This is a genomic window from Acinetobacter sp. YH16038, from assembly GCF_013417275.1.
Taxonomy (GTDB): domain Bacteria; phylum Pseudomonadota; class Gammaproteobacteria; order Pseudomonadales; family Moraxellaceae; genus Acinetobacter.
Genome location: NZ_VPEG01000018.1, coordinates 15,366 through 41,311, shown reverse-complemented (window position 1 = coordinate 41,311; position 25,946 = coordinate 15,366). Strand labels below are relative to the sequence as shown.

Below are 25,946 nucleotides of genomic sequence, written 5' to 3'. Positions count from 1 at the left end.
AATTTCATAGGATCCTTGTCCTATCAGGCTTTTTCTTTCTTAAAATTGCTAGCACTTTCTTAAATTCTTCTTTTTTTCCAAAACCAATCAAACGTAGAATAGCCATTTGAACATAGTCCAAACCGTAGCGAAATAAACTTACTGAAAGTCGTCCATGCTTCTTTATTTTTATCGCTTTTTTCCGATCATGTTGCCATTCACCTGTTAAATAGCACCAACAGAAACCGATAGCTAGCACTGCTATCAATTTCTTGACTCGTCTAGGGTCTGTTAAACGAGTATTTTCAAGATTGAATCCACGTCCTTTGAGACAACTAAATAACGTTTCGATTTCCCAGCGTAATGCATAATCACGAATAGCAGAAGCATTAAACATAGGAGAAACAACAAGTAAAAGCTCTCCATCTTCTAATCGTAGCGCACTAATATACAGTTTCACTCGACCAACCCAAATACGTCGTTTACGACATTCAGTTTGACCAACTTGAAGATGACGAAATAAATCACTAATTTTATGATTCTTGGCTAAGTGATTGGTCACAATAAAGTTTTTTTAACACGTATACAGAAGTTAATGTCATTTTCAATTAACCATATAAACCATTTCTCACCGATAAATTCTCTGTCTGCAAACACATTCACAATACGATCTTTACCAAAAATGGAGATAAAGCGTTGAATCAAAGCAATACGCTCTTTTGTATCTGAATTTCCACGTTTATTGAGCAATGTCCAAACAATAGGTATCGCTATTCCACGATAGACGATGGCTAACATCAAGATATTAATATCTCGTTTTCCCCATTTCCAATTAGTTCTATCCAAAGTTAATTGGACTTTATCGAATGAAAATATATTGAAAATTAACTGAGAAATTTGACGATAATCGAAATACTGATCTGCAAAGAAGCGTTGTTGTATACGTCGATAAAATGATTGTGGTAAGCACTTGATGGGTAAGGCTTTAGATGCAGAAGAAAGATTACATGTCTGTTTTACAATTAATGCAAGCATAATCAGTGTAAAACATTTTGCATGTGACTTGTTCCACTTTAGATATTTGTTTAAGATGAGATGTAACTCATTGAAATGTGTCATCATATTCGTCGTCAGAAAACAAGTATTATGCCATTATTTCAATGAGTTATCTTTTTTTGTCGTGTACAAAGATATTTTTTAATGATAAATAAAAAGCCTATTTTTAAAGAAATTTAGCATACGGCATAGTGAAAACAACAATAGAGCAATTACTCAACAATAAACATTAACATCAATTATTTAGATCATATTCAATTTTAATAAAAAGACAAATGTGTATTAAAAATAGCCATCATACGTCTATTTTTGATTACAAAATATAATGAGGGGATTGCTTCCCATTTCATACATTTTTCATATATAAAAAGACATACTATTTTTAAGGTTTTTCTAAACCAATTTTTTTACTTCATAATTTTTAACATCATAATTAAAGGTGAACCATGCAAAATAAGAAGCGCACCCCATTAGACGCGCAACAGTCCCATCTTTGGATTATTGGTGGTGGTATCGCAGGTATGGCTGCTGCTGCATTTGCAATCCGTGATGCCAAAGTCCCTGCCAAAAATATCCATATTTTAGAAGAACTCGATATTTCAGGTGGTTCGATGGATGGTGGACATACACCGCATGCCGCGCAAGCTTGGGTAACACGTGGTGGGCGAATGCTGACCGATGAAACTTATTTGTGCCTATGGGACTTATTTTCCAGTATTCCATCTTTGGAAAATCCAGACATTTCGGTGCGTGAAGAATGTCGTGAGTTTAATGAAAAAGTGAAAACCCACGCCAATGCACGGTTGATTGATGCCGAACATGTCATTGCGGATGCAGCAAAGCTTGGTCTGAATACGCTACATCGTGCACAGATGCTGCGCCTATTAGCTTCAAAAGAAGAAAAAATTGGCAGTCGCCGCATTGATGAGTTTTTTGATGAAACCTTTTTTGAAACCAATTTCTGGCGCATGTGGCGCACGACTTTCGCTTTTCAAAAATGGCACAGTGCAGCAGAGTTAAGACGCTATTTCTTGCGTTTTATTCAAGAATTGCCACGCATTCATACCTTAGCGGGTGTGAAACGTACCAAGTACAACCAATATGACTCGATGATTCTGCCCCTACAGCGTTGGTTAGTCGCACAAGGCGTCGATGTGCGTTTTGGACACTATGTCACAGATGCAGACTTCATTACCAATGCTGAAACTCAAGAACGCTACGCTTCACGCCTATATGTACAATTGCCTGAAGGCTCAGAGCAAATTAATCTGAAAGCCAATGATTTAGCTATTTTCACTTTAGGCTCTATTACAGCAGACTCACGTTATGGCGGTAATCATGACGTGCCTGCCCTTATTCGTCATCGAGAAGATCATGGCTGGACGCTTTGGGAAACGCTGGCACAAAAAGCCCCAGACTTTGGCCGTCCAATGACTTTTTATGGCAATGTCGATGAACATAAGTGGGAGTCTTTCACTCTGACCATGAAAGATGACGTGCTACTTAAACGTATTATTGACTATACAGGCAATGAACCAGGCACAGGCGCACTCATGACTTGGTATGAGTCGGGTTGGCATTTATCCATCGTGGTTCCTGCACAGCCACACTTTGCCGACTTACCTGAAGGTTTATATACCTTATGGGGCTACGGTTTCCAAATTGACCATATAGGCGATTACATCAAAAAACCAATGTCCGAAGCCACGGGGCAAGAAATCCTAACAGAACTGATTAAACAGCTCGGTTTTGACGACATTTTAGATCATGTTTTGGCAACGACTGATGTTACTACCGCCATGATGCCATACGCCTCTGCCCTATTCGCCTGCCGTAAACCGGGGGACCGTCCACAGGTAATTCCACAAGGCTCACAAAACTTTGCTTTCCTTGGACAGTTTGTGGAAATTGAAGATGACGTGGTCTTTACTGTGGAATATTCAGTTCGTGGGGCGATGCTTGCCATTTATGAATTTTTTGGGGTGGAACGTGAAATCCCTGAAATTTACAACGGTCTACTTGATCCCAAAGTGGGTTTAAAAGCTTTAGAAACAGTGTTCCACTAAGTTTTTAATATATAGCGATAAGAGCACCTTTATGTCGCCACTATTACATAGTTTAATTTAAGCAACGTTTGGATACACGAGTGTGGCAGGGATGCCACACGTTATCCATCATAATAGGGATGTTATGTATGGGTAACAAAGGCTTTTGCTTTCTTTTGGCTTATCAAAAGTAAGGGTATTGCCTACACAAACACCTTTTATACTTTATTGAAAGTTGAGGCCGTGTACGCACCTAATTTTAAATTGGATAAAAAGAAAAATTAGATAAAACTTTATACCTCATTCGTAAATAAATTGACTAATCAACATAGGAAAAACATCTCCACGTTTTAAATAATACTCCGAAACTGACTAAGTGCTTTTCTATCTTTTTCTCATGATTTTAGATTTCATAAAAATTACCTCTGTACACGACAAATTTCATAGGATCCTTGTCCTATCAGACTTTTTCTTTCTTAAAATTGCTAGCACTTTCTTAAATTCTTCTTTTTTTCCAAAACCAATCAAACGTAGAATAGCCATTTGAACATAGTCCAAACCGTAGCGAGGCTCTAGACTAGCAAAATGATTATGTTAGTCTAGAATCATGATAGAAAACAGTAAATTAAGTCACTACAAGATTAAAAAAATTATTCAATGCTTTTGTGTTGATATTCCTGCTTCCAAAACAGCCTTATTACTCAATTTAAATCGTAATACGATTAACTATTTGTACATGCTTTTTAGAGAAACTATCTATGATCATCAAACAGATTTAAGAGCTAAGTTTGTTGGTTCAATAGAAGTAGATGAAAGCTATTTTGGAGCGAAAAGGCAACGTGGGTTTCATGGAAAGTTAAAGCGTGGTCGTGGGACTCTAAAACAGCCAGTATTTGGAATATTCGAACGTAATGGGCGCGTCTATACTGAAATCGTACCTGACTGTAAAATGAAGACTTTACAAGAGGTTATCATTGGTAAAGTTTCACTTGAGAGTGTGATTTATAGTGATGGATGGCGTGGCTATAATGGTCTTGTTGATGTGGGTTATTCAAAGCATTTTAGGGTAAATCACGGAGCAAATGAGTTTGCTAGAGGAGAATGTCATATAAATGGAATAGAATCATTTTGGAGCTTTTGTAAAAGAAGGCTAGCAAAGTTTAACGGCATATCAAAAGAGTACTTTGATTATCATCTTAAAGAAACTGAATGGCGTTGGATGAGGGAACCTAATGAGTTAGCAACTGAGCTGTGGAACCTCATTAGGTAAAATTAAGTGTAAATCTGCTAGTCTAGAGCCATGAATATTATGCTCAATCCTATTTTGGATCAGTTGGAGAGTCTCTGCTTGAATTTGTCCAGGTAATAGGTCATGAGCGATATTGCTGAATCAGATTGTAACCTTACAAATCGAGCCAATAATTTCATCAACTTCTTGGACACAAAGTTCCGCTTCCTGAGTACCAAGTTTCACAAGAGCTTGTCGAGGAATATTCAGTGCCTCACCCATGATATCCATTTGATGTGGAGGAAAGTTCTAAACCTTTACTGATCGCTTCTGCACTGTATTCAAAGGCGATTAATGGCCGACCTGTGATTGCGGTTGAGGAAACCAATGTACCCCAAAGCCAATATTCACCCCATCCATTGTAGTAAACATTAAGTTTTTGAGCATGGATTTATTTCCTTTTGATACGTTGGCGAGCAGTACTGTTCTGAAATGACAGCTTTGTCCGTTATAATTGTATAAACATTTTTGGTTTCTGGTAATTATGTCCTCATTGATCAATTTTCTATCTCGCTTTAGTACTGCAACTCTTCAGCGCAGTCTGAGCTATGCTAAACACATTGATAGGGAAACGATTGAGTTCTTTGAGGAAAAAGACGGGGTTACGATGTATGCCCAAATTGAAGGGACAGATTATTACGATACTGCAATTACCTATAATCCCCAAAAAGACCGTTTAATCGATGACGACTGCACTTGTCCGGTTGGATATAACTGTAAACATGCTGCTGCTTTAGCGCGGTTATTCTTTCAGGAATATCGCCAGGAATTTCAGCAGCGTTATGCTGACTCTCAATCCCCGCAGGGAATCGCAAAACGCCTACGGGGGGATGATCAGGCACAGCGCTGGTTGAATGATTTTAAACGGTATTTACAACAGACTGAACCAGAGCAATCTGTCAAAACAAACAATTATTTAATTTACCTGTTAGATCAGTCTGTCAGCTTAAAGAAATTGACAGTTGATGTTCAGAAGGCCAGACGCAATAAAAACGGCTCAATTGCGGGGGAAAGTTATTATACCCAATATGAAAATATCACCAGAAAGCATCTGACTTTACCTGAACAAAAACGACAATTATTTAACCAGATTTATTATTATGCCAAAATAAACAGTGACGAACGTTTTTATCAAAGCAATCTTGATATCTCCGGAATTTTATTGGAGCATTTCAAATCTTTTATTCAAAGTGGCGATGTGTACTGGCAAAAAAAGAGCCATACTGCACTTCAATGGTCAGAACAAGGCTATCACATCGAACTGATCTGGCAACAAGGTGTAAACAAACAGACAGAGCATTTAAATATTGAATTGGTCAATGGTGATATTCGACTCGATTTAAAATCAAATCCACATATCCAAATTCTCGCTAGCCAACCACCGTGTTATGTGGATATTCAACAGAACACGGTGGGCCAGTTATATGGTGAATATACGGCAAATCTTCTGTACCATTTTTTACAGATGCCTGATCTTCCATCTATGCTCTTGCCAGAGTTTGAGAAACTGACTCATCAATATTCAGACGTGAAAAATCTGCCTCAGCCCGAGTCTATTCAGCATATTGATGTCCTTGAGGGTAGTCCCCAGCCAATTTTACGCTTCGGTGTTTTAGATAAATTTGATTGGAAATGGGAAGAGTCTGTTTGTGCCGAAATTGAATTCTCCTATGCAGGCGGACGAATAAAAGCAGGTACATCAGGTGACAGTTTTATTGGTGAGCAGCATGGCAAAATGGTGCGACAGCTTCGGGACTTAGTTCAGGAACAACAGTCAATCCAGCGTTTACAGCTGTTGGTCGAATCACTGAAGTGGGTAAAAGATCTTAATTATTACCAGCAATTAAAACTGGATAAACAACGTCTTGATTCTATGGTTTTTGCGTTCTATGGAGACTGGATCAAACAGCTGATGCCCATCAATCAAATTGAATTGATTGGATGGCAGATAGAGCATCTGGAACACAGCCCATTTAAGCTGCAATATGTTGAAAATTTAAATATTTCCATCACTGAATCTGAAAGCCAACAAGACTGGTTCAATATCGGGGCGACCGTTCAGGACAGTGCAGGCAATAGCTATGATTTACTCGATGCACTTGTGGCTTTGGTGAAAGAACAGCCTGATTTACTTGATCCACGGATTTTTGGTCATCTGAATGACAGTCACATTTTCACCCTGAAAACTGCAGCGGATCAACCAGATTTGGCTTTATCCGCAAAGGACATTAAGCCGGTATTGTTGCATCTGCAGAGCATTTTACAGCAAGAAGAGCGTAGCATAGATCGCTATGATGCGAGTCAACTATTAGAATTACAGCATCATCTGGGGATGGTATGGCAGGTCAGTAATCGCCTGCAGCAATTTGCGCAGAAATTCAAACAAGGCTATCAGCAACAACTGCCGACACCACAAGGTTTTCAGGGGGAATTACGTCCATACCAGCAGCAGGGCCTAGGCTGGTTACAGTTTTTAAGGGAAACCCAGCATGGCGGGATTCTGGCGGATGATATGGGTTTGGGTAAAACAGCACAAACTTTAGCCCACTTACTCATGGAAAAGCAGGCTGGTCATTTGCAGGACAGACCCGCCTTAATTGTTGCACCCACATCGCTGATGCATAACTGGTTCAAAGAAGCGGAGAAATTTACCCCTGAGCTCAAGGTATTGCTGCTACAGGGGCCCGATCGCCATCAGTATTTTGAGCAGATTCCACACTATGATATTGTGTTAACCACATATCCGCTTCTGGCGAGAGATGAAGAGCAACTAAAGCAATATGAATATCATCAACTCATTTTGGATGAGGCGCAGAATATCAAAAATCCGCGTGCCAAAGCTGCACAGGTAGTACGGCAATTAACAGCGCGACATCGTCTATGTCTAACTGGTACACCTATGGAAAATCATTTGGGTGAGCTGTGGGCACTATTTTATTTCCTGATGCCAGGATTTTTATATTCACAAGAAATTTTTAATAAAAAGTACCGTCATCCGATTGAAAAACGCGGTGATCAGCAGTTAAGGCAAAAGTTGGTAAACCGCATTAAACCCTTTATTTTACGTCGTTTGAAAACTGACGTTGCCAAGGAATTGCCTGAAAAAACCACGATTGAAGTCAATATTGACATGAATGAGCAGCAATCCAAGCTATACGAGGCTGTTCGCGCCACGATGCAGGCAAATATTCAGAAAATTGTGGCAGAAAAAGGCTTTAAGCGTAGTCAAATCCAAATTTTAGATGCCTTGCTGAAGCTGCGTCAGGTCTGTTGTCATCCTAGCTTGCTGAAACTGGATTCAGTTAAAACCGGGCAGGCGTATTCTGCCAAACTTGAACAGTTGATGGATATGGTTGTTCCAATGGTGGAAGAGGGACGAAAAATTCTTATTTTCTCTCAGTTTACCTCAATGTTGGAACTGATTGAACAACAGCTCTATCACGCAGAAATTGGCTATGTGAAGCTGACTGGAAAGACCAAAAAGCGAGATGAAGTCATTACAGCATTTCAGTCTGGACAAGTGCCGGTATTTTTAATCAGTCTGAAAGCAGGAGGGGTTGGTCTGAATCTAACTGCCGCAGATACGGTCATTCACTATGATCCATGGTGGAACCCTGCTGCTGAAGATCAAGCTTCAGATCGTGCATGGCGGATTGGACAGGACAAGCCGGTATTTGTGTATAAGCTGATTACCAATAAAAGCATAGAAGAAAAAATTATTGCCTTGCAGCAGAATAAAGCAGAACTGGCACAGTCTATTCTAAGCACAGATCATGAGGGAGAAGCGAAACTGACGGAAAATGATGTGATGAAATTGTTTGAGAAATTTTAGCTTGGTTACAGGTTTCCTCTAATCATCTGTAAGTATCTGAAAGTCTGGATGCAATTTTTTCCAATGTTCTCTTAATTTTTCTTTATGAACAGAAATCATAGGTAAGTCTAGTAATAGCGCTGGCCATACTGACCGTGCTTTGTCCATAATGGCGTGAAGTTGTTTTTCAATAACACGCCATGGAACACCGACTTTTTCAGCCCATTGTTCAAAGTGTTTCATCTCAGCTAAATACCAATCTTTATTTTTGGCAAGATTTAAGGCGAAATGACGCTCATTTTCAATATATACACTTGTCATCAATATATCGTATGCAGGGGATAATCTTGGCGTTGTTTTATCGTGATAAATCATACTCCAGTTCTTTAAGTGTGCATCTCCATTGGCGAGCAAAATGTTGACAAGTAAGCGGCTGGCAAATTGCTGAATATCAAGAATTTTGTTATCTGAAAATTGATAAATGATCTTTCCTATCTGCTCATAATTTGTGGTGCTGTATTTCTGCTGTGGATATGCACCGAAGATCTGAGCAAAGTCTTCGATGTGAATAAGCTCTGTAGTATCAGCAGTACTCTGTCTATCAAATCTTTTGATTGCAAAAGCATATTGCTCTTGGGGTAGATTTAATGGTGGAAGGTCTTGTAAGAGTGCCATATCTACCAAACGAATCTCTGGGATATCTATTCCGACCATTTTGGCAAGGCTCATCATAGAATATTCATTTAGCGGAACAAAGGCATGTCTGGAAGAAGGAGTTTTGACAATCCAGTCCCCGAGTAGAGTCGTTTCCGTTGCCTGTGCTAATGTAAAACGCCCATCTTTGGCTTTCATGGAAAACTTCATTTGGACGCCGGCCAAGGAAAACTTATTATTTGTCCGAATCTCTTGCTTTAAGATCTGATCTGGATTCGAGATCTGAAGCTTAAATTTTATTCCATCTGGGATTTCTTCTGGATCTACTGGGGTTGCAATGAGTGCCCCAGGTAAATCATGACCTAAAGCTGCCAATAACTGAAATTCATTGTCTATATGTACTTTGAGGCTTTGTGCAATCAGTTCGCGTAATGCACCTTCTGGTAGCAAGTTTGATAGCAAGGGATGTAAACGCTGATGTGTAACATAGGTCTTTTCTAAAATCTTATCCACTTGAGGATACAAGGGGGAAGTCAGCAGGCTCAAGGTCGGGCGTTGCTGATCAGAGCGGAAAGAATCTGTAAAAACCAGAATATTTTTTCCGCTCTGAAATCCTGCCAAGTATCCAACGATACCGTGATGTAATGTTAATTTCAGGACGGCAACAGTATTCATGGTTCCTCTCCTCCGAGAAGACCCTTCCATGGGTTAGTCATTAAGTCATCCTGATCTTCAATAGTGACTTTAATTTCATCATTCAATAATTGTCTGATCAAATGAACCTTATCATCAGGGATGAGCATCAGTTGAGCATTTAATCCTGCCGCTATAATTTCTAAGGTCTCTAATCGAGGGTTGCCCTGACTTTCCAGTTTTTGGTACTGCTGTCTTGAAATGCCTGTACGGGATTGCATATCAACTTGCTTTAAGCCCAATTGGGTTCGTCTTTTTTTGATTTGCTGTAGTAAAGACTTATTTAGTGTAGACATATTTATTGCTTTTGGTGGTATAAGAAGCATATTAGTTGCTTTTTTATTAAGAAGCAATGACAGAAATTATTAACAGGCTCCGCGGCATCAATATTTAGGATCTAGGCAAGCTGATCTTGTTTAACATAAGCCACTTGGTAGTAGCTAATACTATCTTTTGTTTTGGAGTTTTTTTTATCTTGTATGATTGATGCTCTGGAGCATCATCTACACGGTTTTTTGTTCACAGTTTTGAAAGAGCACTTTTGTAAACTTACTTTTTTAAGTATAAAAATTTCTTATGAAGTAAAATATTGAATAAAACAACAATAAAAAAGCCCTCATCTTTCGATGAGGGCTTTTAGAATTTGGAGCGGGAAACGAGACTCGAACTCGCGACCCCAACCTTGGCAAGGTTGTGCTCTACCAACTGAGCTATTCCCGCAGGGTCGATCAATTTTTTACTTTAAAAAATGAACAAAAAAGAATTTGGAGCGGGAAACGAGACTCGAACTCGCGACCCCAACCTTGGCAAGGTTGTGCTCTACCAACTGAGCTATTCCCGCATGCCGTGTATAATACAGCATGCAAAAACAGGGTCAATAACTTTATGAAAAATCTTGTGTCGATTGCATAAAATAAAAGCAATATTCTCTGTGCTTCCAGACAATTAGACAAAATTTATGCAAAATTTAATGAAATCTCGGCACAATCAAATAATTGCAGACATTTCTTGCACCGAAATAGCGGATAGAACAGGGTATACTGGACCCATATCTTGAATCGGAGTCAGGCCATGAGCTTAGAACAACAACTGAAAGACCGTTTGGCACAATTGTCACCTATCTATCTGGAAGTCGTGAATGAATCTTCGGGTCATGGTGGATATTTTCCGGGTAAGGAATCGCATTTTAAGGCGGTGATTGTCAGTGAAGCTTTTGCCGGTTTACGTGCGGTGCAACGCCATCAAAAGGTCTATGCTGCGGCAGGTGATTTGCTGTCTAAAGATAAAATTCATGCCTTGGCAATTCATGCTTTCTTGCCTGAAGAGTGGACAGGACAGGACACGTCTAGTCCGGAATGTGCACATGCACCGAAAAACTAAGAGGACTTTATGGATACCCAGCTTTTAGTCAAAATTATTCATATGTCTGCGGCAGGACTGGCCATTGTGGCCATTCTTGCGCGTGCTATTACCCTGTTTATGGGTACACAGGGCAATCAACCGAATCCAAAAGCACGTGTATTTCTGGTCGCTTTGCAGCACCTGGTCATTAGCGTGATTGCCTTAACTGGGATTATTGCCCTGTTTTTAAAGAATTTTGATGTACAGCCTTGGTTTTATGCCAAAATCATTTTATTCCTGGTGCTGATTTCATCCCTGGGCAAGGCGTATAAAAAAGATGATTCAATCCTGCTGGTACAACGCCGTGCTGGCTTATTTATTGCTGTGGTTTCACTTATCGCGATTATGGTATTGGTCATGATCAAGCCGAATTTTGGCTAAATTATTCATCAGTCAATGAACTAAAACATACTGATCATTAGAAAAATAAAGAGGGGTGTTTATGCATACTCGTGTGGTATTTAACCAGAAAGGTGGGGTGGGGAAGTCAAGTATTGCAGTCAATCTGGCTGCAATCAGTGCGCATCAAGGGCTTAAAACCCTGTTAATCGATCTTGATCCGCAGGCAAACTCCAGCCAGTATTTACTAGGAGATGATGCAACTTATTCGAGTGACAAGCCGGCGCTGGAGCCGAATATTGAAAACTATTTTGAAGATGTATTGGGGAATTAGCAGAGCAAAAGCTTGATTGGTAATGCGATTGGCTCCATTCTCAAGACCCGGGCCAAAGGGTTGGAAAGTTATCTGCATCAATCACCTTTTAAAAATCTGGATGTCATTCCGGCGAGTCCGAGTTTGGGCACGCTGGCCCATGCACTGGAATCCAAACATAAGATTTATAAGCTGCGCGATGCCTTGCAGCCGCTTGCTGAGCATTATGACCGGGTATTTATCGATACTCCGCCGGCATTTAATTTCTTTACGCTTTCAGCACTGATTGCTGCAGACCGTGTTCTGATTCCGTTTGACTGTGATGTGTTTTCTAAACGGGCCTTACAAACCTTGATTGAGAATGTCATCGAAACTCAGGATGATCATAATGAGCGTCTGGAAATTGAAGGCATCGTGGTCAACCAGTTTCAGGCTCAGGCAAAACTGCCGCGAGAAGTGGTACAGCAACTGAAAGATGAAGGTCTTCCGGTGCTGAACAGCATGTTGCCGCCGTCGGTGCTGATGAAAGAGTCGCATCAAAAAAATCAGCCATTAATTCACTTGGCAACTGATCATAAATTGACTCAGGCCTATCAATCATTGTTCAATGAGATAGAGCAGCATTAAGATCGAGTTAACTATGAAACTTGTGAAAATAAGCCTGGCGATCAGCATACTTAGCTTGTTGAGTGCCTGTGCAACGACGGTCAAACCGACCTATGTTTCACCGACCCATTATCAGACCCTCAACTGTCAGCAGCTTCAGGGTGAATACAACCGTATTCAGCAGTATCTTGATAATGGTGTTGAGCCGCCTAAACGTACAGGTGTCGGCGTAGGGGTAGGCGTCGGTGGTGGCTGGGGCAGCCGCGGCGGCTGGGGCATTGGTCCGAGTGTATCAGTGAATATGGGGCAGTCTTCCAATACCAAACGCACTGAAACGGCACGTCTACTGGGTGAACAGGAAGCTATTGTACAAGCTGCAAAATTTAAAGCTTGCCCAATTGTTGTCCGTCAACACACCAATAAATAGCCCTCTAAACATCAAAAAAATGCTGACTTTAGGTCGGCATTTTTTCTATCTTAAAAGTGATTGGTCAAGTGACAGAGTTCACAGTATTTGCCAGAAAAAATGACCGATGCGCATAAAATTTTGAAAGATCTCGTCTTGTGATCAGAACACGAGATTGGTTAAGGTAATCACCTTGTCTGATATGTTTAACCACCATGATTGAAAACTGGCTCTTTGTTTTTGCAACAATAGCAGTGCTGATGATCCCTGGACCTGCCAATGCATTGGTGGCCAGTTCTGCCTATCAGCAGGGAACAGCCAAAACCAGTCTGTATATTCCCGTCATTCTGGTGGGGTATTTATATGCGATCAATGGGTGGGCTCTGCTGGTTCATCTGTTTTCACCAATCTGGCCGAGTTTTCAGGAACTGGTGCATGTGCTGAGTGCAATCGGTGTGGGCTGGATGACCTTCCATTTATTCAAGGCTCGGCAACTGGAACAATATAATCAGAGTCATCCTCAGATCCGTCCCTGGCAGATGTTTAAGGGAACCCTGAAAAATCCCAAAGCAGCGCTTCTGGCGACCGGAATCTTACCGCTCTCTACTTGGGAAAGCCCGAGTAACTTTGTTCTGGTCTTTACAATTTTTACTGGGATTGCCTTGCTGGTTGCGTTGTTCTGGATGATCTTCGGACAGGCGATTCTGGCGGGAGAGTCGGCAAAAAGAAAAGCCGACCTGATTTATAAAGGGTCGGCTCTGTTTTTACTGCTTTGTCTGGTGCCCTTGTTGATTAATTGGCTGGAGTAAATGTTTGCTCAACAGCTCTAGGCTTCTAGGCAATTTTATTTTTCTTGAGTTTCTGCTGAATAAAGCCAATCACACCTGGCATAACACTTAAAATAATGATGCCAAAAATCAGATGAGTGAAATTATCTTTGACGATTGGCATATTGCCGAATAGATAACCCAGGATCACAAATGAACTAATCCAGAGAAAGCCACCGATCATATTGTAAGTCAGGAAATATTTATAATTCATACTTCCCGCACCGGCAACAAAAGGTGCAAAGGTACGTGCAAAAGGAATGAAACGGGCAAAAATAATGGTTTTGCCGCCGTGTTTGACAAAGAACTGCTGGGTAGCCAGCAAATGTTTTTTATTAATAAAACGTGATTCAATCTCAAATACACGTGGTCCAATATATTTACCAATATGATAATTCAAGGTGTCGCCCAGCACTGCCGCAGTGAACAGTAGTGGAATCAGTACCCATGGATCCATAGCACCCGTTGAAGCCGCCAGCGCACCTGAAGCAAATAGCAAACTGTCTCCCGGCAGGAACGGCATCACCACCAGTCCCGTTTCAACAAAAATAATCAGGAAAAGAATGCCATAAATCCAGATGCCGTAATTGGTAATGAATTCGAGCAGGTGATCATCAACGTGGAGGATAAAATCAAGCAGTTCCATAGGGAAAAAACAAGCGAAAAGGTGATCAAATCCTAACAGTCTGCGGCATGAAAGTCAGTACCGAACAGGAAAATAATTGCCCGCTCATCCCTGATGGGTGAATTAAAAATTTATCTTACAAACTAGCGGTGAGTTCCTGCGAAAAACAGGCTTAGCATGAATACGTCATTAAAATAAAAATCAAAAGGTGGCTCCCATATCTAACCCTAAACCATATCAAATGAAGACCGTGATAGAGACAGGTGAAATAAACTTTCAATAGCAACTTAACTGGCCGATCTTGAAATGATTGAAATCCAAATATCGTAATATCGTAATATCGTAATATCGTAATATCGTAATATCGTAATATCGTAAATACGCTGAATTCCGTGGAGAGAAGGGAGGACTCTTCTACTGAATCAAAAGCTTTATTCTATTTAAAAAAATAAACTGCTTAATTATTATGCTGATGGGAATAGTGTGCTTAAACCTAATAAAAATGCTAGAATACGGCGCTTATCTTTCGTTTGCCTTTCATAGTTGTTTGTCATGACTACCAATACTCAAATTACTGAAGATCGTATCCTGATTCTGGATTTCGGTTCTCAATATAGTCAGCTCATCGCACGTCGTGTCCGTGAAGCTGGTGTATATTCTGAAATGTATGCCTATGACATGTCTGAAGAAGACATTCGCGCATTTAATCCAAACGGTATCATCTTGTCTGGTGGACCTGAAAGTGTTCACCTGGAAGGCAGCCCGCGTGCGCCGCAAGTGGTATTTGAGTTAGGTGTACCTGTACTGGGTATCTGTTATGGCTTGCAAACCATGTGTGAACAACTTGGCGGTAAAGTTGAGCCAGGTACTGTACATGAGTTCGGTTATGCAGAAGTGGATATCGTGGTACGTGACCAGCTGATTGGTCAGCTGCAAGACCGTGAAAACCAGCTGCATGTCTGGATGAGTCATGGTGACAAGGTTGCACGCATTCCAGAAGGCTTCCAGGTGACTGCAAGCACATCAAGCTGCCCGATTGCCATGGTGTCTGATGAAACTCGCCGTTTCTATGGGATCCAGTTCCACCCTGAAGTAACACATACTTCGAAAGGTGCAGAATTACTGTCTAACTTCGTACACCAGATTTGTGGGTGTCGTGGTCTGTGGACACCAGAACATATTATTGACCTGCGTGTAGAACAGCTTCGTGCACAGATTGGCAATGAAAAAGTATTGTTAGGTCTTTCAGGTGGTGTCGATTCATCGGTTGTAGCGGCACTTCTACACAAGGCAATTGGCGATCAGTTGACTTGTGTATTTGTAGACAACGGTCTGCTTCGTTTGAACGAAGGCGATCAAGTGATGCAGATGTTTGCAGACAACATGGGGATCCGCGTGATCCGTGCTGATGCTGAAGACCGTTTCCTTTCTGCATTGGCTGGAGAAGTTGATCCAGAGAAAAAACGTAAAATCATCGGTCGTGAATTTATTGAAGTCTTTGCTGAAGAAGCGCGTAAGCTCGATGGCGTAACCTTCCTTGCACAAGGTACGATTTATCCAGACGTGATTGAATCTGCTGCCAGCAAACAAGGTAAGGCACATGTCATCAAGTCGCACCACAACGTAGGTGGCTTGCCAGAAGATTTGGCATTTGATCTGGTTGAACCATTGCGTGACCTGTTTAAAGATGAAGTACGTAAATTAGGTACGACTCTAGGCTTGCCACACAGCATGATCTACCGTCATCCGTTCCCAGGTCCAGGCCTTGGTGTTCGTATCTTAGGTGAAGTGAAAAAAGAATATGCTGATATTCTTCGCCTTGCTGATGACATCTTCATGCAAGAACTTCGCGCAAGCGGCTGGTACGACAAAACTGCTCAAGCTTTTGCCGTATTCCAACCAGTGAAATCTGTGGGTGTGGTCGGTGATGGCCGTCGTTATGCATGGGTAATTGCACTTCGTGCAGTTGAAACCATCGACTTTATGACAGCGCGTTTTGCACATCTTCCATATGACCTGGTAGACCGTATTTCTACACGTATCATGAACGAAATTGCTGAAGTTTCTCGTGTGGTATATGACGTTTCATCTAAGCCACCAGCAACAATTGAATGGGAGTAATTTAGGGATTTCAAGAAGCAACGCTTCTTGCCTAAATTATGCCAAGAGCTGTGCTCGCGGCAGTGTCTGACGGTTCAGATATATCCTTATAAAAAGAGCGCTTCGGCGCTCTTTTTTATTATCTTTCAAATGACATTTAAACCGGTTTAACCTGCCAGTTTTGAAGTTCTCCAAGCAAGCCCTGATCCAGTTCAGGGTCATAACATTCCACTCTGTTCCGACCATTGGCTTTAGCCTGATACAGGGCAATATCAGCCTGTTTAATCAGCGCCATTAAATCCGTTTCACTGCTTTCCAGAATGGCCGCACCAATTAAAACGGTGAAATCAAGACGATGCCCATGTTCCAGATTGACCACAATATTTTCGATTTTGTGTCTTAAACGCTCGGCAATTTTGAGTGCATCATCTAGTGAAGTTTCAGGAAGGCATGCGATAAATTCTTCACCCCCATACCGTGCCAGCACATCATGGCGCCGCATTTCATTACGTGTGGTCTTCGCAATCAACTGCAATACCTGATCTCCAACATCATGCCCATAACGGTCATTGATCTGCTTAAAATGATCGACATCAAAGACCAGCAAACTGATTGGAGCAGGCTGTTTAAGATTCTTTCGGATCAGCTGTTGCACCAGATATTTAAAACAGCGTCTATTATTCAGGCCTGGCAGCGAGTCAGTATGGGCGAGATTTTCAAAGGTCTGACGGTGATATTCATTCAGGGTGTGTTGCAGGAATACCAAACGGGATTTTAGTGTAGAGTTCCAGCTGATATATAAACTGAAAGTCAAAACCGGCATATAGATCAGGGAAAACAAGAACATCTGGTACAGGTTAGCTTGGGTATTGAAATACACACCGATATAAATCACCAGTGTAATCAGACCGGAATTAATCAGGCTAGGCCAGAAGCGGATCTGTACACATAAATTGGCCAGGACAATAAAGACCAGTGAAGCATATTGATAAATGAGCGTATGCGGACTTTCAGACTGGTTTAGATTAAAAAACCAGATTGCACTTGCTCCGATAATCGAGGTCGGCAACAGCAGGTCAAATACAGGCAAATTCCGGTAAAAATGATACATCCAGATGGTTATCAGCACGATCACCAAGGTATAGCCTAGTTTGGTCAGAATGAGCAAATTCATAATGTCATTCAGTACCAGAATATCGGCAAGGGTGTAGGAGGCATATGCCACCTGTGCAAATAGGTTTACCTACAACAAATATTTTAGAGTGAGCTGTTTCTGATGCCTAAAGTAGGCAGGTTTTAAAGACCCAGGAATACGAACAAGAGGATCGTGAAGGGCATCCTGAAGCAGGAGGCGAGCTTCTTCTTCATATTTATCTGGCATATCGCCTTCCCACATTAAATCCAAAGAAATGAATAAGATGAATATTTATATTTGTATGAAAATATTCTATTCTTTTAGGAATTATTTGAAAAGCATCACAAACAAATTTAGGCCTAATTCTTAAATTCTTGTCTAATAATCTTGATTTTGCTATCAGGTTACAAAGCAGACCAAGACTGTTTCGCTTTATGATGAGCGCCAGACTGCTCCTGTTTATTCAAAGGTTTAAATACATTCCAGGGATTTGGAGATAGGGGTTTAGTCGGTTGCAGCATATTAGGATGATAGACCCGAATCCGGTTTCTTCCCGCTTTCTTAGCTTCATAAAGCGCAATATCTGCATGCTTAATCAGGTCTTCAAGCTCCTGTTGCGGAGATTCAAGTTCAGCAATACCGATAGAAATCGTGAACTGGATTTTCTGGTCAGAATTGATGTGCATCACCTGCTTTTGAATCGAACAGCGAATCCGTTCTGCAATCATCAGGCAGTCCTGTAGCTGGGTATCTTCCAGCAAGGCAATAAATTCTTCTCCACCAAAACGTGCCAGTACATCGCTAGAGCGCATTTCTTTACGGGTAATTTCAGCAATCAGTTGTAGCACCCGGTCACCCACATCATGGCCATAATTGTCATTGATTCTCTTGAAATAATCGACATCAAACATCAAAAGACAGGTGCTGGCAGGCTTTGGCCATTGATGGATTGAACGTTCCGCCATATCCACAAAATGACGACGATTAAATAACTGCGTCAGATCATCAGTATGAGCAAGATTTTTTAAGGTTTGATAGTTCCATTCATCCAGCAAAGTGCGTAAAAAAGAGCGCCGTATGTTGATGATATTATTCCAGTTGATATAAATACTAAACGCCCAGAGAGGCGTGAAAACAACGGCGAAAATAAAGGCCTGCGATAGACTCATGAGATGGGTTACCCCAATCATGATAAACAGGGCGATAAAAATAGAACAATACAGCGCACCCTTAAACTCGGTCTGTACACAGAGATTGGTAATTAAAACAAAGATCGCAGAGGCATAGATATAAGTTGACACATGCGGGCTACTCGACAGCAGGAGCAGGCTAATCCAGGTCGCTGCAGCCACAGTCGTGCCCACAGGCAAAATCATGTCCAGAACCCGGATATTCTTTTGATGCTTAAACAGGTAATAGCAGCAAAACATGACAGCAATGACCAGTGATACCCGGATCAGGCCAGACAGGAAAAACATGTCAGGAATAATAAAAATATCGGCAAAGAAATACAGCAAAAAGGCGATCTGCGCCATGTAATTAATCTGGCGAAGATTTTGATGACGATGCACATAAAGATAGTTATAAAAGTACTGCTGGAATTGCGCAGGAATAGGTGCAGCGCGATGTACAAGCGCATCTTCAATTAACTGGCGATTTTGCAGATCACATTCGGCCAACTTTAATGATCTATCTGTGGTCGAGTTTTGAAAAGACATATTCGCCGTTGAATATATATTTTCATTCGAGGATGACATGTCCTGATCCAATCTTATTTTTATTGGGTCCTATTATGGACCAAATGAATAAAAAAAAATCTCCCTAGAATCAGGGGGTAGTACGAATTTTACAAAGAAAACGTAACAAAATTTTTGTTTTGTAAATATGAAGCTATACGGATCACATTTTTATAGATTGCTGATTTTAATCATTTATATCAATAAAAATAGGCGTTTCACGTGAAACATGAGTATGATGAATAAGTTGATTTAAACGAACTGATGTAAGGTGCTTGAATGATTATATGATTCATCACCAAGATCTTGATTACAGGATTTGGAAGACTGAAGCCTTTAAGTATTTGAACTGTTCTGATGAGTAGCACATTTTATACGTATCGAAATATTTCCAAAGATAGATTTTGTGGGTAGACGCGGTACATTGTTCTATGAGGTAGACATCTTATGATGATCAGGGAAAGATGTCTTGATGCAGCATACAGCCAGAATGAACTTGCCGAGGTCAGCTCAACCATGTCGAATAATAATGATATTGAACTGTCAAATTCAGATGATTGTGAAAAGTATATCAATCAGTTCATACAGGAAGTTCCTTTACGGTGTGCGGAAATCGGGCAGGGAACAGTCATTAAACGCGCCTTGCCGAGTCGGCATAAACGCATGATTGGCGCCTGGTGTTTTCTGGATCATGCCGGTCCTACTCAGTTTCCTCAGGGAGATGGTCTGGATATCGGACCGCATCCGCATATTGGCCTACAAACTTTTACCTGGATGATTGAAGGCACCATGATGCACAGTGACAGTCTGGGTAACCGGCAATTGATCCGGCCGAAACAGGTTAATCTGATGACTTCAGGCTATGGCATTTCGCATACAGAGGTTTCACCGGAAACTGAAACCAAGATGCATGCAGCACAGCTCTGGATCGCCCTACCTGATGACAAGATCAATATGGCTCCCGCGTTTGATCATTATCCGGAATTACCTGTGATCGAAGAACAAGGCATTCAATGTACGGTCCTGGTCGGGGAATTCCTAAATACACAATCCCCGGTTAAAGTGCATACCGAACTTTTGGGGGTGGATCTATTTGCTGCTGAAAGTACCCGTGCCCGTCTGAGTTTAGATCCAAGATTTGAATATGGCTTTATTGCCCTTGAGGGTCTGGCAAGTATTAATGGGCATGAACTGACCGAAGATAATATGGTGATTCTTGAGCCGGGATTGCAGCATGTAGATGTTGAAATTCATGCGGGTGGGCGAATCTTGCTGATTGGTGGAGAGCCATTTGAAAGCCCTATTTTATTGTGGTGGAATCTGGTGGGTCGTGATGTGGAAGAACTGAAGCTGGCCCGTGAACAGTGGATGATGGGACACCCGCGTTTTGGCACCATTCCTAGTTATGATGGGCCGCGTATGGAAGCGCCGGCATTTCCAGAACATATGCGAGCTTCCAAATAACTTTTACATAATCATAAGAACAAAGGATCAGTATGGCCCGTATCGCAATTGCCAAAATACAGAGCTTAACCATACCATGGCAGGGAGAAATCAGTCATGGCCAGCATCATTACCTGACTGATAAACCTGAATCCTTCGGCGGGCAGGATGCAGGTCCTGCACCTTATGATCTGCTTTTAGGCAGCCTGATCTCTTGCACCATGATTACTTTGCGTATGTATGCCAAACATAAGGACATTGAACTGGGCGACTTTCAGGTTGAAGCAGAATTTTTTGTGAATAAAGAAGGACAGGAATGGATTGAACGACGCTTAAGTTTCGATATTACTCATGATTCGGCTTTGCAGCAGAAAATTCTGGAGATTTGTGCCAAAACTCCGGTGACCAAAACCCTGTTACGCAGTCTGGAGATCCGCACTAGCCTGATTTAAGCTAAAAGAGAGTACGCTATATCCGGTAGGGAAAATGTAAGTAGACTGATAAACTCTTTAGTTAGAGCCAGACTTTTTGCTATGCTCACGCAGTAATAACAATAAAATCATGAGTCTAATATGCGTGTTTTACATCATCTCGAACAATCAAGATCATTTCGAATCATGTGGGCCTTGGAAGAGCTGGAACTTGATTATGAGATCAAGTATTACAAACGCCTGCCTAACTATTCTGCTCCGCCTGCTTTGAAACAGGTTCATCCTCTGGGTAAAGCCCCGATTCTGGAAGATCAGAATCTGGTACTGGCTGAGTCTGCCGCCATTCTGGAGTATCTCCAAGAAACCTATGATTCGACCCATCAGTTTCAGCCGATCAGTGCCGAGAACAAGGCGCAATACCGCTACTGGATGCATTATGCAGAAGGGTCTTTGATGCCTTTGCTGGTCATGCAACTGGTGATGACCAAAGTCCCTGAGCAGGTGCCATTTCTGGTACGTCCCGTGGCTAAAACAATTTGTGAAGGGGTGAAGAAGCAGTTTGTGCAAAGCCGTTTAAAAGACCATATCCAGTTTCTGGAAGATCATTTAAGCCAGCATGAATATTTTGCCGGTCGTTTCAGTTTTGCTGATATCCAGATGAGCTTCCCGCTTGAAGCTATGCAAAGCCGTACCGGTAAAAGCTATCCGGCGATTCAAGCCTATCTGGAACGGATCTCGCATCGTGCAGCTTATTTACGGGCCTTATCCAAGGAGCAGGCATTAAAGTCTTAAAGCCTTCGCTAAAAAAGAAAAGGTGCGATTTGCACCTTTTTTATTTCTGAATCAGTCCGGGAAACTGAGTCGTTCTTTAGGAAAAATCACCTTAAAGGTGGATCCCTGATTTTCACGGGAATCAATTTCGAGTTGGGCCTGATGTTGCATCAGTACATGCTTCACAATCGCCAGTCCTAAACCTGTACCACCAGTACGGCGGCTACGGTCAGAATCTACCCGGTAGAAACGTTCGGTCAAACGTGGCAAGTGTTTAGGATCAATCCCAATTCCAGTATCTTCTACGACAAAATAGGCCGATTCACCATCATCATGCCAGCCCATGGTGACAGTTCCACCTTTAGGCGTGTACTTGATGGCATTGGTAATCAGGTTACTGAAGGCACTGGCAATTTCCATATCTGAGCCGATCAGGTCACAGTGACTGTCAATATCCAGATTTAGGGTATGGCCATAATCCACGTTATAGGCTTGCGCATCATCAAACAGCTGGTTCATTAGATTCGGCATGTCAATAATCTGGTTCTTGGCAATATTCTTGTCATTTTCCAGACGGGATAGCAGTAACAGGTCATTCACCAGTGCATTCATGCGACGGGTCTGAGACTGCATCTGGTCAAAGGCGCGTTTCCAGCGCGCGCTAATATCTTCCTGATCGGTAAAGGTTTCGATATAGCCGCTGAGCACAGTTAAAGGCGTACGCAGTTCGTGCGAAATATTATCGACGAAGTCCTTACGCATCTGTTCCAGATTATGCATCCGGGTCACATCATAAGCGACCAGTAAGCGGCTTTCACCGCCAAAACGGGTCATTTTGATTTGCACATAATGATCTTCCAATATCGAAGACTTCATCTTCAGGCCATCAGGTGCATCATCAATATGATGATAGTAATCAATGAAATTTGGCTGACGTAACAAACTCAGGATATTACGGCCGCGATCTTCCTGACCAATCCCTAGTAAACGTCCTGCCGCCGGATTCCACCATTCAATCTGCTGGTTTTCATCAATCAGCACTACAGCTTCTTGAAGGGCGACTAGCGAGGATTGTGCACGGTCAATCAGCTCGACCATTTCAGCCTGAACAACGCGTTCCTGACGCTGGGCCCGATAAACATTGAACAGTAAAGCGCCCCAGATTCCGTTGATATTTGGCGGTACATCATAGGGACGGTTCGAGATCCATTCATTGACCAGGTAGAGTGAACGCAACTGTGTACCAAAGAAGGCAACAAAGGCCAGAACGATACAGATCCAGAAATAACCGATGCCTAGGCCAATACAACTGGCAATTACCAGGAAGAGAAGAAGGAGACGTAAATCTTGCTTGGCAAAATCCCATAGGCTGCTGTAACGGAGTCTTTTGTGCTCGTGTGACAGTTCGGGAACAGGATAGGGCTCATACATAAAACGAGATTTACCTAAAAATAATTAACCGAGTGCAACATCGACACGGGTCGAGAAACGGTAACCGGTGCCACGCACAGTTTGTACATAGCGGTCAGCGCCATAAGGTTCGAGTACCTTGCGCAGGCGACGGATATGCACATCAATGGTCCGGTCTTCAATATAGACGTTGCCACCCCAGACCTGATCCAGCAATTGCGCACGGGTATAAGCACGTTCCGGATGGGTCATGAAAAATGCCAAGAGACGATATTCAGTCGGTCCCATATCCAGTATAGTACTGCCAAAATTCACGCGCTGACTGACTGGGTCTAATACCAGTCCGTTAGCATCAATGGATTTTTCACCGCTGAGGGCATTAGAGCGACGCAAAACAGCTTTAATACGTGAAACCAGCTCACGGGTCGAAAATGGTTTAGTCATATAGTCATCGGCACCGGCATCCAGTCCCTGAACTTTATGATCTTCTTCACCACGCGCGGTCAACATGATGACCGGAATTTCGGACAGATTTTCATCACGTTTCAGACGACGGCACAGATCGACACCACTGACGCCACCCGGCATCATCCAGTCCAGCAAAATCAATGCTGGACGCTGGTCCACAATCATTTGATGAGCCTGCTTGGCATCTTCTGCCTGTAAACATTGAAAGCCTGCCATATCCAGAGCAGTATGGATCATTTCACGAATCGGCAGTTCATCATCAACAATTAGAATGTAGTCATCTTTCACAGCGCAATACCCTATTTCATGCAAACGGTGGACCGTTTTATATTTATGACAGGCTTATTACAAAGATTAATTATGACAGTATCATTGCAGAATAGGTAGTTCCGGGGCCTTTCGCAAAGATTTGTCACAATTTAAGCTGTTATTTTATAAGAGGGTCTTAATTCAAAATCTTGTAGATCACTGAAAGCTAGATCTACGTAGACCTTATCCTGATTTAAAAATTATCTAACCGGATCCGCCGGTTTCTCTGTACCCAAAGTGTCTAATAAAGCAAAGAACACCAGACTACAGGAAGACAGAATTTCTTCCAAAGACTGCTTAAAGCCGCTCATGACCCAGCGAATCGCAATCTGGGTGACATAACCATTAAGTCCGGTCGAGACTAGGGAAATCTCTCGTTCAGAACGATTCAGGTTCGGCATCATCAGCATGACAAAGGCCTGAATCATACGGTCGAAACGGCCCATGGTTTCATGAATCGTGGCCTGATTATGCAGTTCCTGAACCAGCATCGCATCGATATAAATAATTCGTGCCATACCCGGATTGTCACGTAAGGTCGTCAGCAAGGCAGTCAGACCGGCTTCGATCATTTTCTTTGGATCAGAAGAGGCTTGCATCATGGCCTGCATGACATTCTGCTGTAACTGGTCAATCAGCTTGAGGAAAATAGTCTGGAACAGATGTTCGCTTTTCTTAAAGGATTCATAAAAATAACGTTCAGTCAGTTTTGCTTCGTTACAGATATCCTTCACTGTGACTGAAAAGAAACCATAACGACCATAAGCCTCAATCCCGGCCTCAATCAGCTTTTCACGACGCGCCTGCTGACGCTCAGCCATGGAAAGTCCTTTAAACTGGCGTTCCTTACTTTTACTTGCTAGTTTTTGTCCTGAATTTACTGCATCCGTCATAAAGACCATAGACTCATGTGCTTGAGATTTTAAGTATCTTATCAATAAATCCGGCTTTGACCTATGCTGAAATTCAAGCTTGAAAATTGGCCCGTAGAGACATGCTGGAATTATTGACAATATGGATTGTCAAAACTATATTGAAATAATGTGCTGTATCCCTATGCGACAGAAAAACAGGCTGTCATGGAAGGGCAGTGTTTTAATCAAGGAAATTCAATGAAAAATTTTAATAATAAGGTCGCGGCCATTACTGGCGCAGGTTCAGGTATCGGTCAACAACTTGCGGTGCTTTTAGCAAAGCAGGGCTGTCATTTAGCACTCAGTGATGTGAATGAACAGGGCCTGGCTAAAACCGTTGAGCTGCTGAAAGGTACTGATGTTCGTGTCACAACCAAAAAGGTCAATGTGGCTAATCTGGAAGAAATGCACGCTTGGGCCGCTGAGGTCGAGAAAGATCATGGCAGCGTGAATATGATTTTTAACAATGCTGGTGTTGCCCTTGGTTCTACCGTAGAAGGCGCCAGCTATGAAGAGCTGGAATGGATCGTAGGCATTAACTTCTGGGGCGTGGTCTATGGCACCAAAGAGTTCCTGCCTTTAATCAAGAAAACCGGTGATGGTCATGTCATTAATATTTCCAGCTTGTTCGGTTTAACTGCCCAGCCAACCCAGTCCGCTTATAATGCCACTAAATTCGCTGTGCGTGGTTTTACTGAATCCTTGCGTCAGGAACTGGATATGGAAAACTGCGGCGTAAGCGCACTCTGTGTACACCCAGGCGGAATCCGTACCAATATCGCCATTGCAGCGAAAATGAATGACAGTATTCGTAGTCTGGGAATGCACCCGGAAAAATCTGCACAGAATTTCAATAAGCTGCTGCGTTGTCCACCGGAAGAAGCAGCGCGTCAAATTCTGGACGCGGTGCAAAAAGACAAACGCCGTCTGCTGATTGGGAATGATGCTAAAGCCATTGACCTGATGCAGCGAATTCTACCGACGGGTTATCAGAAGGTCATGGCTTTAGCTACCCGCCTCGGCAAGCAGAAGAAAAAGTCAGCTTAAAACGATCTGATCAAAGCCCGCGTAAGCGGGTTTTTTTATGCCTGAAAACTTAAGCAGCTAAAGTATTTTATAAATCAAAAATGGTGCATAAGAATGTCAATAAATTGACAGCGTTAGATAAGCCGATTCGGCATGATGA

21 protein-coding genes, 2 tRNA genes and 3 pseudogenes are annotated in these 25,946 nt (G+C 42.1%); 13 read left to right on the top strand and 13 right to left on the bottom strand.

The window, feature by feature from the left end; genetic code table 11:
• Positions 1-4 precede the first annotated feature (4 nt).
• Positions 5-1,098 (bottom strand): IS4-like element ISAba33 family transposase gene (locus FTV34_RS09525; protein ID WP_180070008.1). Its coding sequence is split into 2 segments (ribosomal slippage): positions 5-555 and positions 555-1,098, totalling 1,095 coding nucleotides; the frame shifts between segments, so codons are not numbered across the junction.
• A gap of 383 nt (positions 1,099-1,481) precedes the next feature.
• Between FTV34_RS09525 and FTV34_RS09520 the strand changes: the two genes are divergently transcribed.
• Positions 1,482-3,101 (top strand): oleate hydratase, encoded by a 1,620-nt coding sequence (locus tag FTV34_RS09520; RefSeq protein ID WP_004883953.1) that lies wholly within the window; start codon positions 1,482-1,484, stop codon positions 3,099-3,101.
• Between the two features lie 420 nt (positions 3,102-3,521).
• On the opposite strand, the pseudogene FTV34_RS09515 reads toward FTV34_RS09520, so the two are convergent.
• Positions 3,522-3,647: pseudogene (locus FTV34_RS09515) on the bottom strand (IS4 family transposase); the annotation flags it as partial.
• A gap of 40 nt (positions 3,648-3,687) precedes the next feature.
• Between FTV34_RS09515 and FTV34_RS09510 the strand changes: the two are divergent.
• Positions 3,688-4,350 carry an IS1595-like element ISAcra1 family transposase gene (locus FTV34_RS09510; protein WP_180070006.1) on the top strand — a complete coding sequence of 221 codons (663 nt, stop codon included), beginning with the start codon at positions 3,688-3,690 and terminating at the stop codon, positions 4,348-4,350.
• On the opposite strand, the pseudogene FTV34_RS09505 reads toward FTV34_RS09510, so the two are convergent.
• A pseudogene (locus tag FTV34_RS09505) lies at positions 4,318-4,605 on the bottom strand (hypothetical protein); the annotation flags it as partial. The gene FTV34_RS09510 and the pseudogene FTV34_RS09505 sit on opposite strands and share 33 nt — an antisense overlap.
• Positions 4,606-4,852: 247 nt before the next feature.
• Between FTV34_RS09505 and FTV34_RS09500 the strand changes: the two are divergent.
• Positions 4,853-8,200 (top strand): DEAD/DEAH box helicase, encoded by a 3,348-nt coding sequence (locus tag FTV34_RS09500; RefSeq protein ID WP_180070004.1) that lies wholly within the window; start codon positions 4,853-4,855, stop codon positions 8,198-8,200.
• An 18-nt stretch (positions 8,201-8,218) separates the two neighbouring features.
• Here FTV34_RS09500 and FTV34_RS09495 read toward each other — a convergent pair whose 3' ends face one another.
• The 4 genes from FTV34_RS09495 to FTV34_RS09480 all read right to left on the bottom strand — a co-directional run bounded on the left by FTV34_RS09495 (position 8,219) and on the right by FTV34_RS09480 (position 10,367).
• A complete protein-coding gene (locus FTV34_RS09495; protein WP_180070002.1) occupies positions 8,219-9,508 on the bottom strand; it encodes a type II toxin-antitoxin system HipA family toxin in 1,290 nt (429 codons plus the stop codon).
• Positions 9,505-9,822 (bottom strand): helix-turn-helix domain-containing protein, encoded by a 318-nt coding sequence (locus tag FTV34_RS09490; RefSeq protein WP_180002657.1) that lies wholly within the window; start codon positions 9,820-9,822, stop codon positions 9,505-9,507. The genes FTV34_RS09495 and FTV34_RS09490 overlap by 4 nt, the downstream gene beginning before the upstream one ends.
• Before the next feature lie 348 nt (positions 9,823-10,170).
• Positions 10,171-10,246, bottom strand: a tRNA-Gly gene (locus FTV34_RS09485).
• 45 nt (positions 10,247-10,291) lie between these two features.
• Positions 10,292-10,367, bottom strand: a tRNA-Gly gene (locus FTV34_RS09480).
• 230 nt (positions 10,368-10,597) lie between these two features.
• Here FTV34_RS09480 and FTV34_RS09475 point away from each other — a divergent pair.
• The 5 genes and pseudogenes from FTV34_RS09475 (at position 10,598) to FTV34_RS09455 (ending at position 13,400) form a co-directional block, all read left to right on the top strand.
• Positions 10,598-10,906, top strand: coding sequence for a BolA family transcriptional regulator (locus tag FTV34_RS09475; protein ID WP_166134734.1), 309 nt, complete (start codon positions 10,598-10,600; stop codon positions 10,904-10,906).
• A gap of 9 nt (positions 10,907-10,915) precedes the next feature.
• Positions 10,916-11,308, top strand: a complete 393-nt coding sequence (locus tag FTV34_RS09470) for a SirB2 family protein (protein ID WP_005233322.1) — start codon at positions 10,916-10,918, stop codon at positions 11,306-11,308.
• A 61-nt stretch (positions 11,309-11,369) separates the two neighbouring features.
• Positions 11,370-12,206, top strand: a pseudogene (locus FTV34_RS09465) (ParA family protein).
• 13 nt (positions 12,207-12,219) lie between these two features.
• Positions 12,220-12,612 (top strand): hypothetical protein, encoded by a 393-nt coding sequence (locus FTV34_RS09460; protein ID WP_159124119.1) that lies wholly within the window; start codon positions 12,220-12,222, stop codon positions 12,610-12,612.
• A gap of 194 nt (positions 12,613-12,806) precedes the next feature.
• Positions 12,807-13,400 (top strand): threonine transporter RhtB, encoded by a 594-nt coding sequence (locus tag FTV34_RS09455; protein WP_180070000.1) that lies wholly within the window; start codon positions 12,807-12,809, stop codon positions 13,398-13,400.
• Between the two features lie 25 nt (positions 13,401-13,425).
• Here FTV34_RS09455 and FTV34_RS09450 read toward each other — a convergent pair whose 3' ends face one another.
• On the bottom strand, positions 13,426-14,064 hold the full coding sequence (locus FTV34_RS09450) for a DedA family protein (protein WP_034704672.1): 639 nt from the start codon (positions 14,062-14,064) through the stop codon (positions 13,426-13,428).
• Between the two features lie 531 nt (positions 14,065-14,595).
• On the opposite strand from FTV34_RS09450, the gene guaA reads away from it, so the two are divergent.
• Positions 14,596-16,164 carry a glutamine-hydrolyzing GMP synthase gene (guaA, locus tag FTV34_RS09445; protein ID WP_180069998.1) on the top strand — a complete coding sequence of 523 codons (1,569 nt, stop codon included), beginning with the start codon at positions 14,596-14,598 and terminating at the stop codon, positions 16,162-16,164.
• 136 nt (positions 16,165-16,300) lie between these two features.
• Here the strand turns inward: guaA and FTV34_RS09440 are convergent, their stop codons facing one another.
• The gene (locus tag FTV34_RS09440) at positions 16,301-17,368 is read right to left on the bottom strand and encodes a GGDEF domain-containing protein (RefSeq protein ID WP_368856408.1); all 1,068 of its coding nucleotides are present in this window, start codon (positions 17,366-17,368) and stop codon (positions 16,301-16,303) included.
• Between the two features lie 314 nt (positions 17,369-17,682).
• Complete coding sequence (locus FTV34_RS09435) at positions 17,683-19,035, bottom strand: GGDEF domain-containing protein (RefSeq protein ID WP_166138987.1); 1,353 nt, start codon at positions 19,033-19,035, stop codon at positions 17,683-17,685.
• Positions 19,036-19,530: 495 nt separating this feature from the next.
• Here FTV34_RS09435 and FTV34_RS09430 point away from each other — a divergent pair, with 495 nt between their 5' ends.
• From FTV34_RS09430 to FTV34_RS09420, 3 genes are all read left to right on the top strand, one after another.
• Positions 19,531-20,478: a pirin family protein gene (locus FTV34_RS09430; protein ID WP_180070059.1), complete on the top strand. Its 948-nt coding sequence runs from the start codon at positions 19,531-19,533 to the stop codon at positions 20,476-20,478.
• 32 nt (positions 20,479-20,510) lie between these two features.
• Entirely contained in the window at positions 20,511-20,909 is a 399-nt protein-coding gene (locus tag FTV34_RS09425; protein WP_180033641.1) for an OsmC family protein, read from the top strand.
• Between the two features lie 120 nt (positions 20,910-21,029).
• Entirely contained in the window at positions 21,030-21,680 is a 651-nt protein-coding gene (locus FTV34_RS09420) for a glutathione S-transferase (protein ID WP_180033642.1), read from the top strand.
• Between the two features lie 51 nt (positions 21,681-21,731).
• Here FTV34_RS09420 and phoR read toward each other — a convergent pair whose 3' ends face one another.
• From phoR to FTV34_RS09405, 3 genes are all read right to left on the bottom strand, one after another.
• Positions 21,732-23,090, bottom strand: coding sequence for a phosphate regulon sensor histidine kinase PhoR (phoR, locus tag FTV34_RS09415; RefSeq protein WP_180069996.1), 1,359 nt, complete (start codon positions 23,088-23,090; stop codon positions 21,732-21,734).
• A 24-nt stretch (positions 23,091-23,114) separates the two neighbouring features.
• Positions 23,115-23,825, bottom strand: coding sequence for a phosphate regulon transcriptional regulator PhoB (gene phoB / locus FTV34_RS09410; RefSeq protein ID WP_180069994.1), 711 nt, complete (start codon positions 23,823-23,825; stop codon positions 23,115-23,117).
• Positions 23,826-24,046: 221 nt separating this feature from the next.
• Positions 24,047-24,739 (bottom strand): TetR/AcrR family transcriptional regulator, encoded by a 693-nt coding sequence (locus FTV34_RS09405; RefSeq protein WP_180047785.1) that lies wholly within the window; start codon positions 24,737-24,739, stop codon positions 24,047-24,049.
• Positions 24,740-24,958: 219 nt separating this feature from the next.
• On the opposite strand from FTV34_RS09405, the gene FTV34_RS09400 reads away from it, so the two are divergent.
• The gene (locus FTV34_RS09400; RefSeq protein ID WP_180069992.1) at positions 24,959-25,807 is read left to right on the top strand and encodes an SDR family oxidoreductase; all 849 of its coding nucleotides are present in this window, start codon (positions 24,959-24,961) and stop codon (positions 25,805-25,807) included.
• Positions 25,808-25,946: the final 139 nt, after the last annotated feature.

What these genes read in the sequence shown, in the direction of transcription:
- FTV34_RS09520 (WP_004883953.1), top strand. Translation starts at nt 1,482, where the DNA reads ATGCAAAATAAGAAGCGCACCCCATTAGACGCGCAACAGTCCCATCTT.
- FTV34_RS09510 (WP_180070006.1), top strand. Translation starts at nt 3,688, where the DNA reads ATGATAGAAAACAGTAAATTAAGTCACTACAAGATTAAAAAAATTATT.
- FTV34_RS09500 (WP_180070004.1), top strand. Translation starts at nt 4,853, where the DNA reads ATGTCCTCATTGATCAATTTTCTATCTCGCTTTAGTACTGCAACTCTT.
- FTV34_RS09495 (WP_180070002.1), bottom strand. Translation starts at nt 9,508, where the DNA reads ATGAATACTGTTGCCGTCCTGAAATTAACATTACATCACGGTATCGTT.
- FTV34_RS09490 (WP_180002657.1), bottom strand. Translation starts at nt 9,822, where the DNA reads ATGTCTACACTAAATAAGTCTTTACTACAGCAAATCAAAAAAAGACGA.
- FTV34_RS09475 (WP_166134734.1), top strand. Translation starts at nt 10,598, where the DNA reads ATGAGCTTAGAACAACAACTGAAAGACCGTTTGGCACAATTGTCACCT.
- FTV34_RS09470 (WP_005233322.1), top strand. Translation starts at nt 10,916, where the DNA reads ATGGATACCCAGCTTTTAGTCAAAATTATTCATATGTCTGCGGCAGGA.
- FTV34_RS09460 (WP_159124119.1), top strand. Translation starts at nt 12,220, where the DNA reads ATGAAACTTGTGAAAATAAGCCTGGCGATCAGCATACTTAGCTTGTTG.
- FTV34_RS09455 (WP_180070000.1), top strand. Translation starts at nt 12,807, where the DNA reads ATGATTGAAAACTGGCTCTTTGTTTTTGCAACAATAGCAGTGCTGATG.
- FTV34_RS09450 (WP_034704672.1), bottom strand. Translation starts at nt 14,064, where the DNA reads ATGGAACTGCTTGATTTTATCCTCCACGTTGATGATCACCTGCTCGAA.
- guaA (WP_180069998.1), top strand. Translation starts at nt 14,596, where the DNA reads ATGACTACCAATACTCAAATTACTGAAGATCGTATCCTGATTCTGGAT.
- FTV34_RS09435 (WP_166138987.1), bottom strand. Translation starts at nt 19,035, where the DNA reads ATGTCATCCTCGAATGAAAATATATATTCAACGGCGAATATGTCTTTT.
- FTV34_RS09430 (WP_180070059.1), top strand. Translation starts at nt 19,531, where the DNA reads ATGTCGAATAATAATGATATTGAACTGTCAAATTCAGATGATTGTGAA.
- FTV34_RS09425 (WP_180033641.1), top strand. Translation starts at nt 20,511, where the DNA reads ATGGCCCGTATCGCAATTGCCAAAATACAGAGCTTAACCATACCATGG.
- FTV34_RS09420 (WP_180033642.1), top strand. Translation starts at nt 21,030, where the DNA reads ATGCGTGTTTTACATCATCTCGAACAATCAAGATCATTTCGAATCATG.
- phoR (WP_180069996.1), bottom strand. Translation starts at nt 23,090, where the DNA reads ATGTATGAGCCCTATCCTGTTCCCGAACTGTCACACGAGCACAAAAGA.
- FTV34_RS09405 (WP_180047785.1), bottom strand. Translation starts at nt 24,739, where the DNA reads ATGACGGATGCAGTAAATTCAGGACAAAAACTAGCAAGTAAAAGTAAG.
- FTV34_RS09400 (WP_180069992.1), top strand. Translation starts at nt 24,959, where the DNA reads ATGAAAAATTTTAATAATAAGGTCGCGGCCATTACTGGCGCAGGTTCA.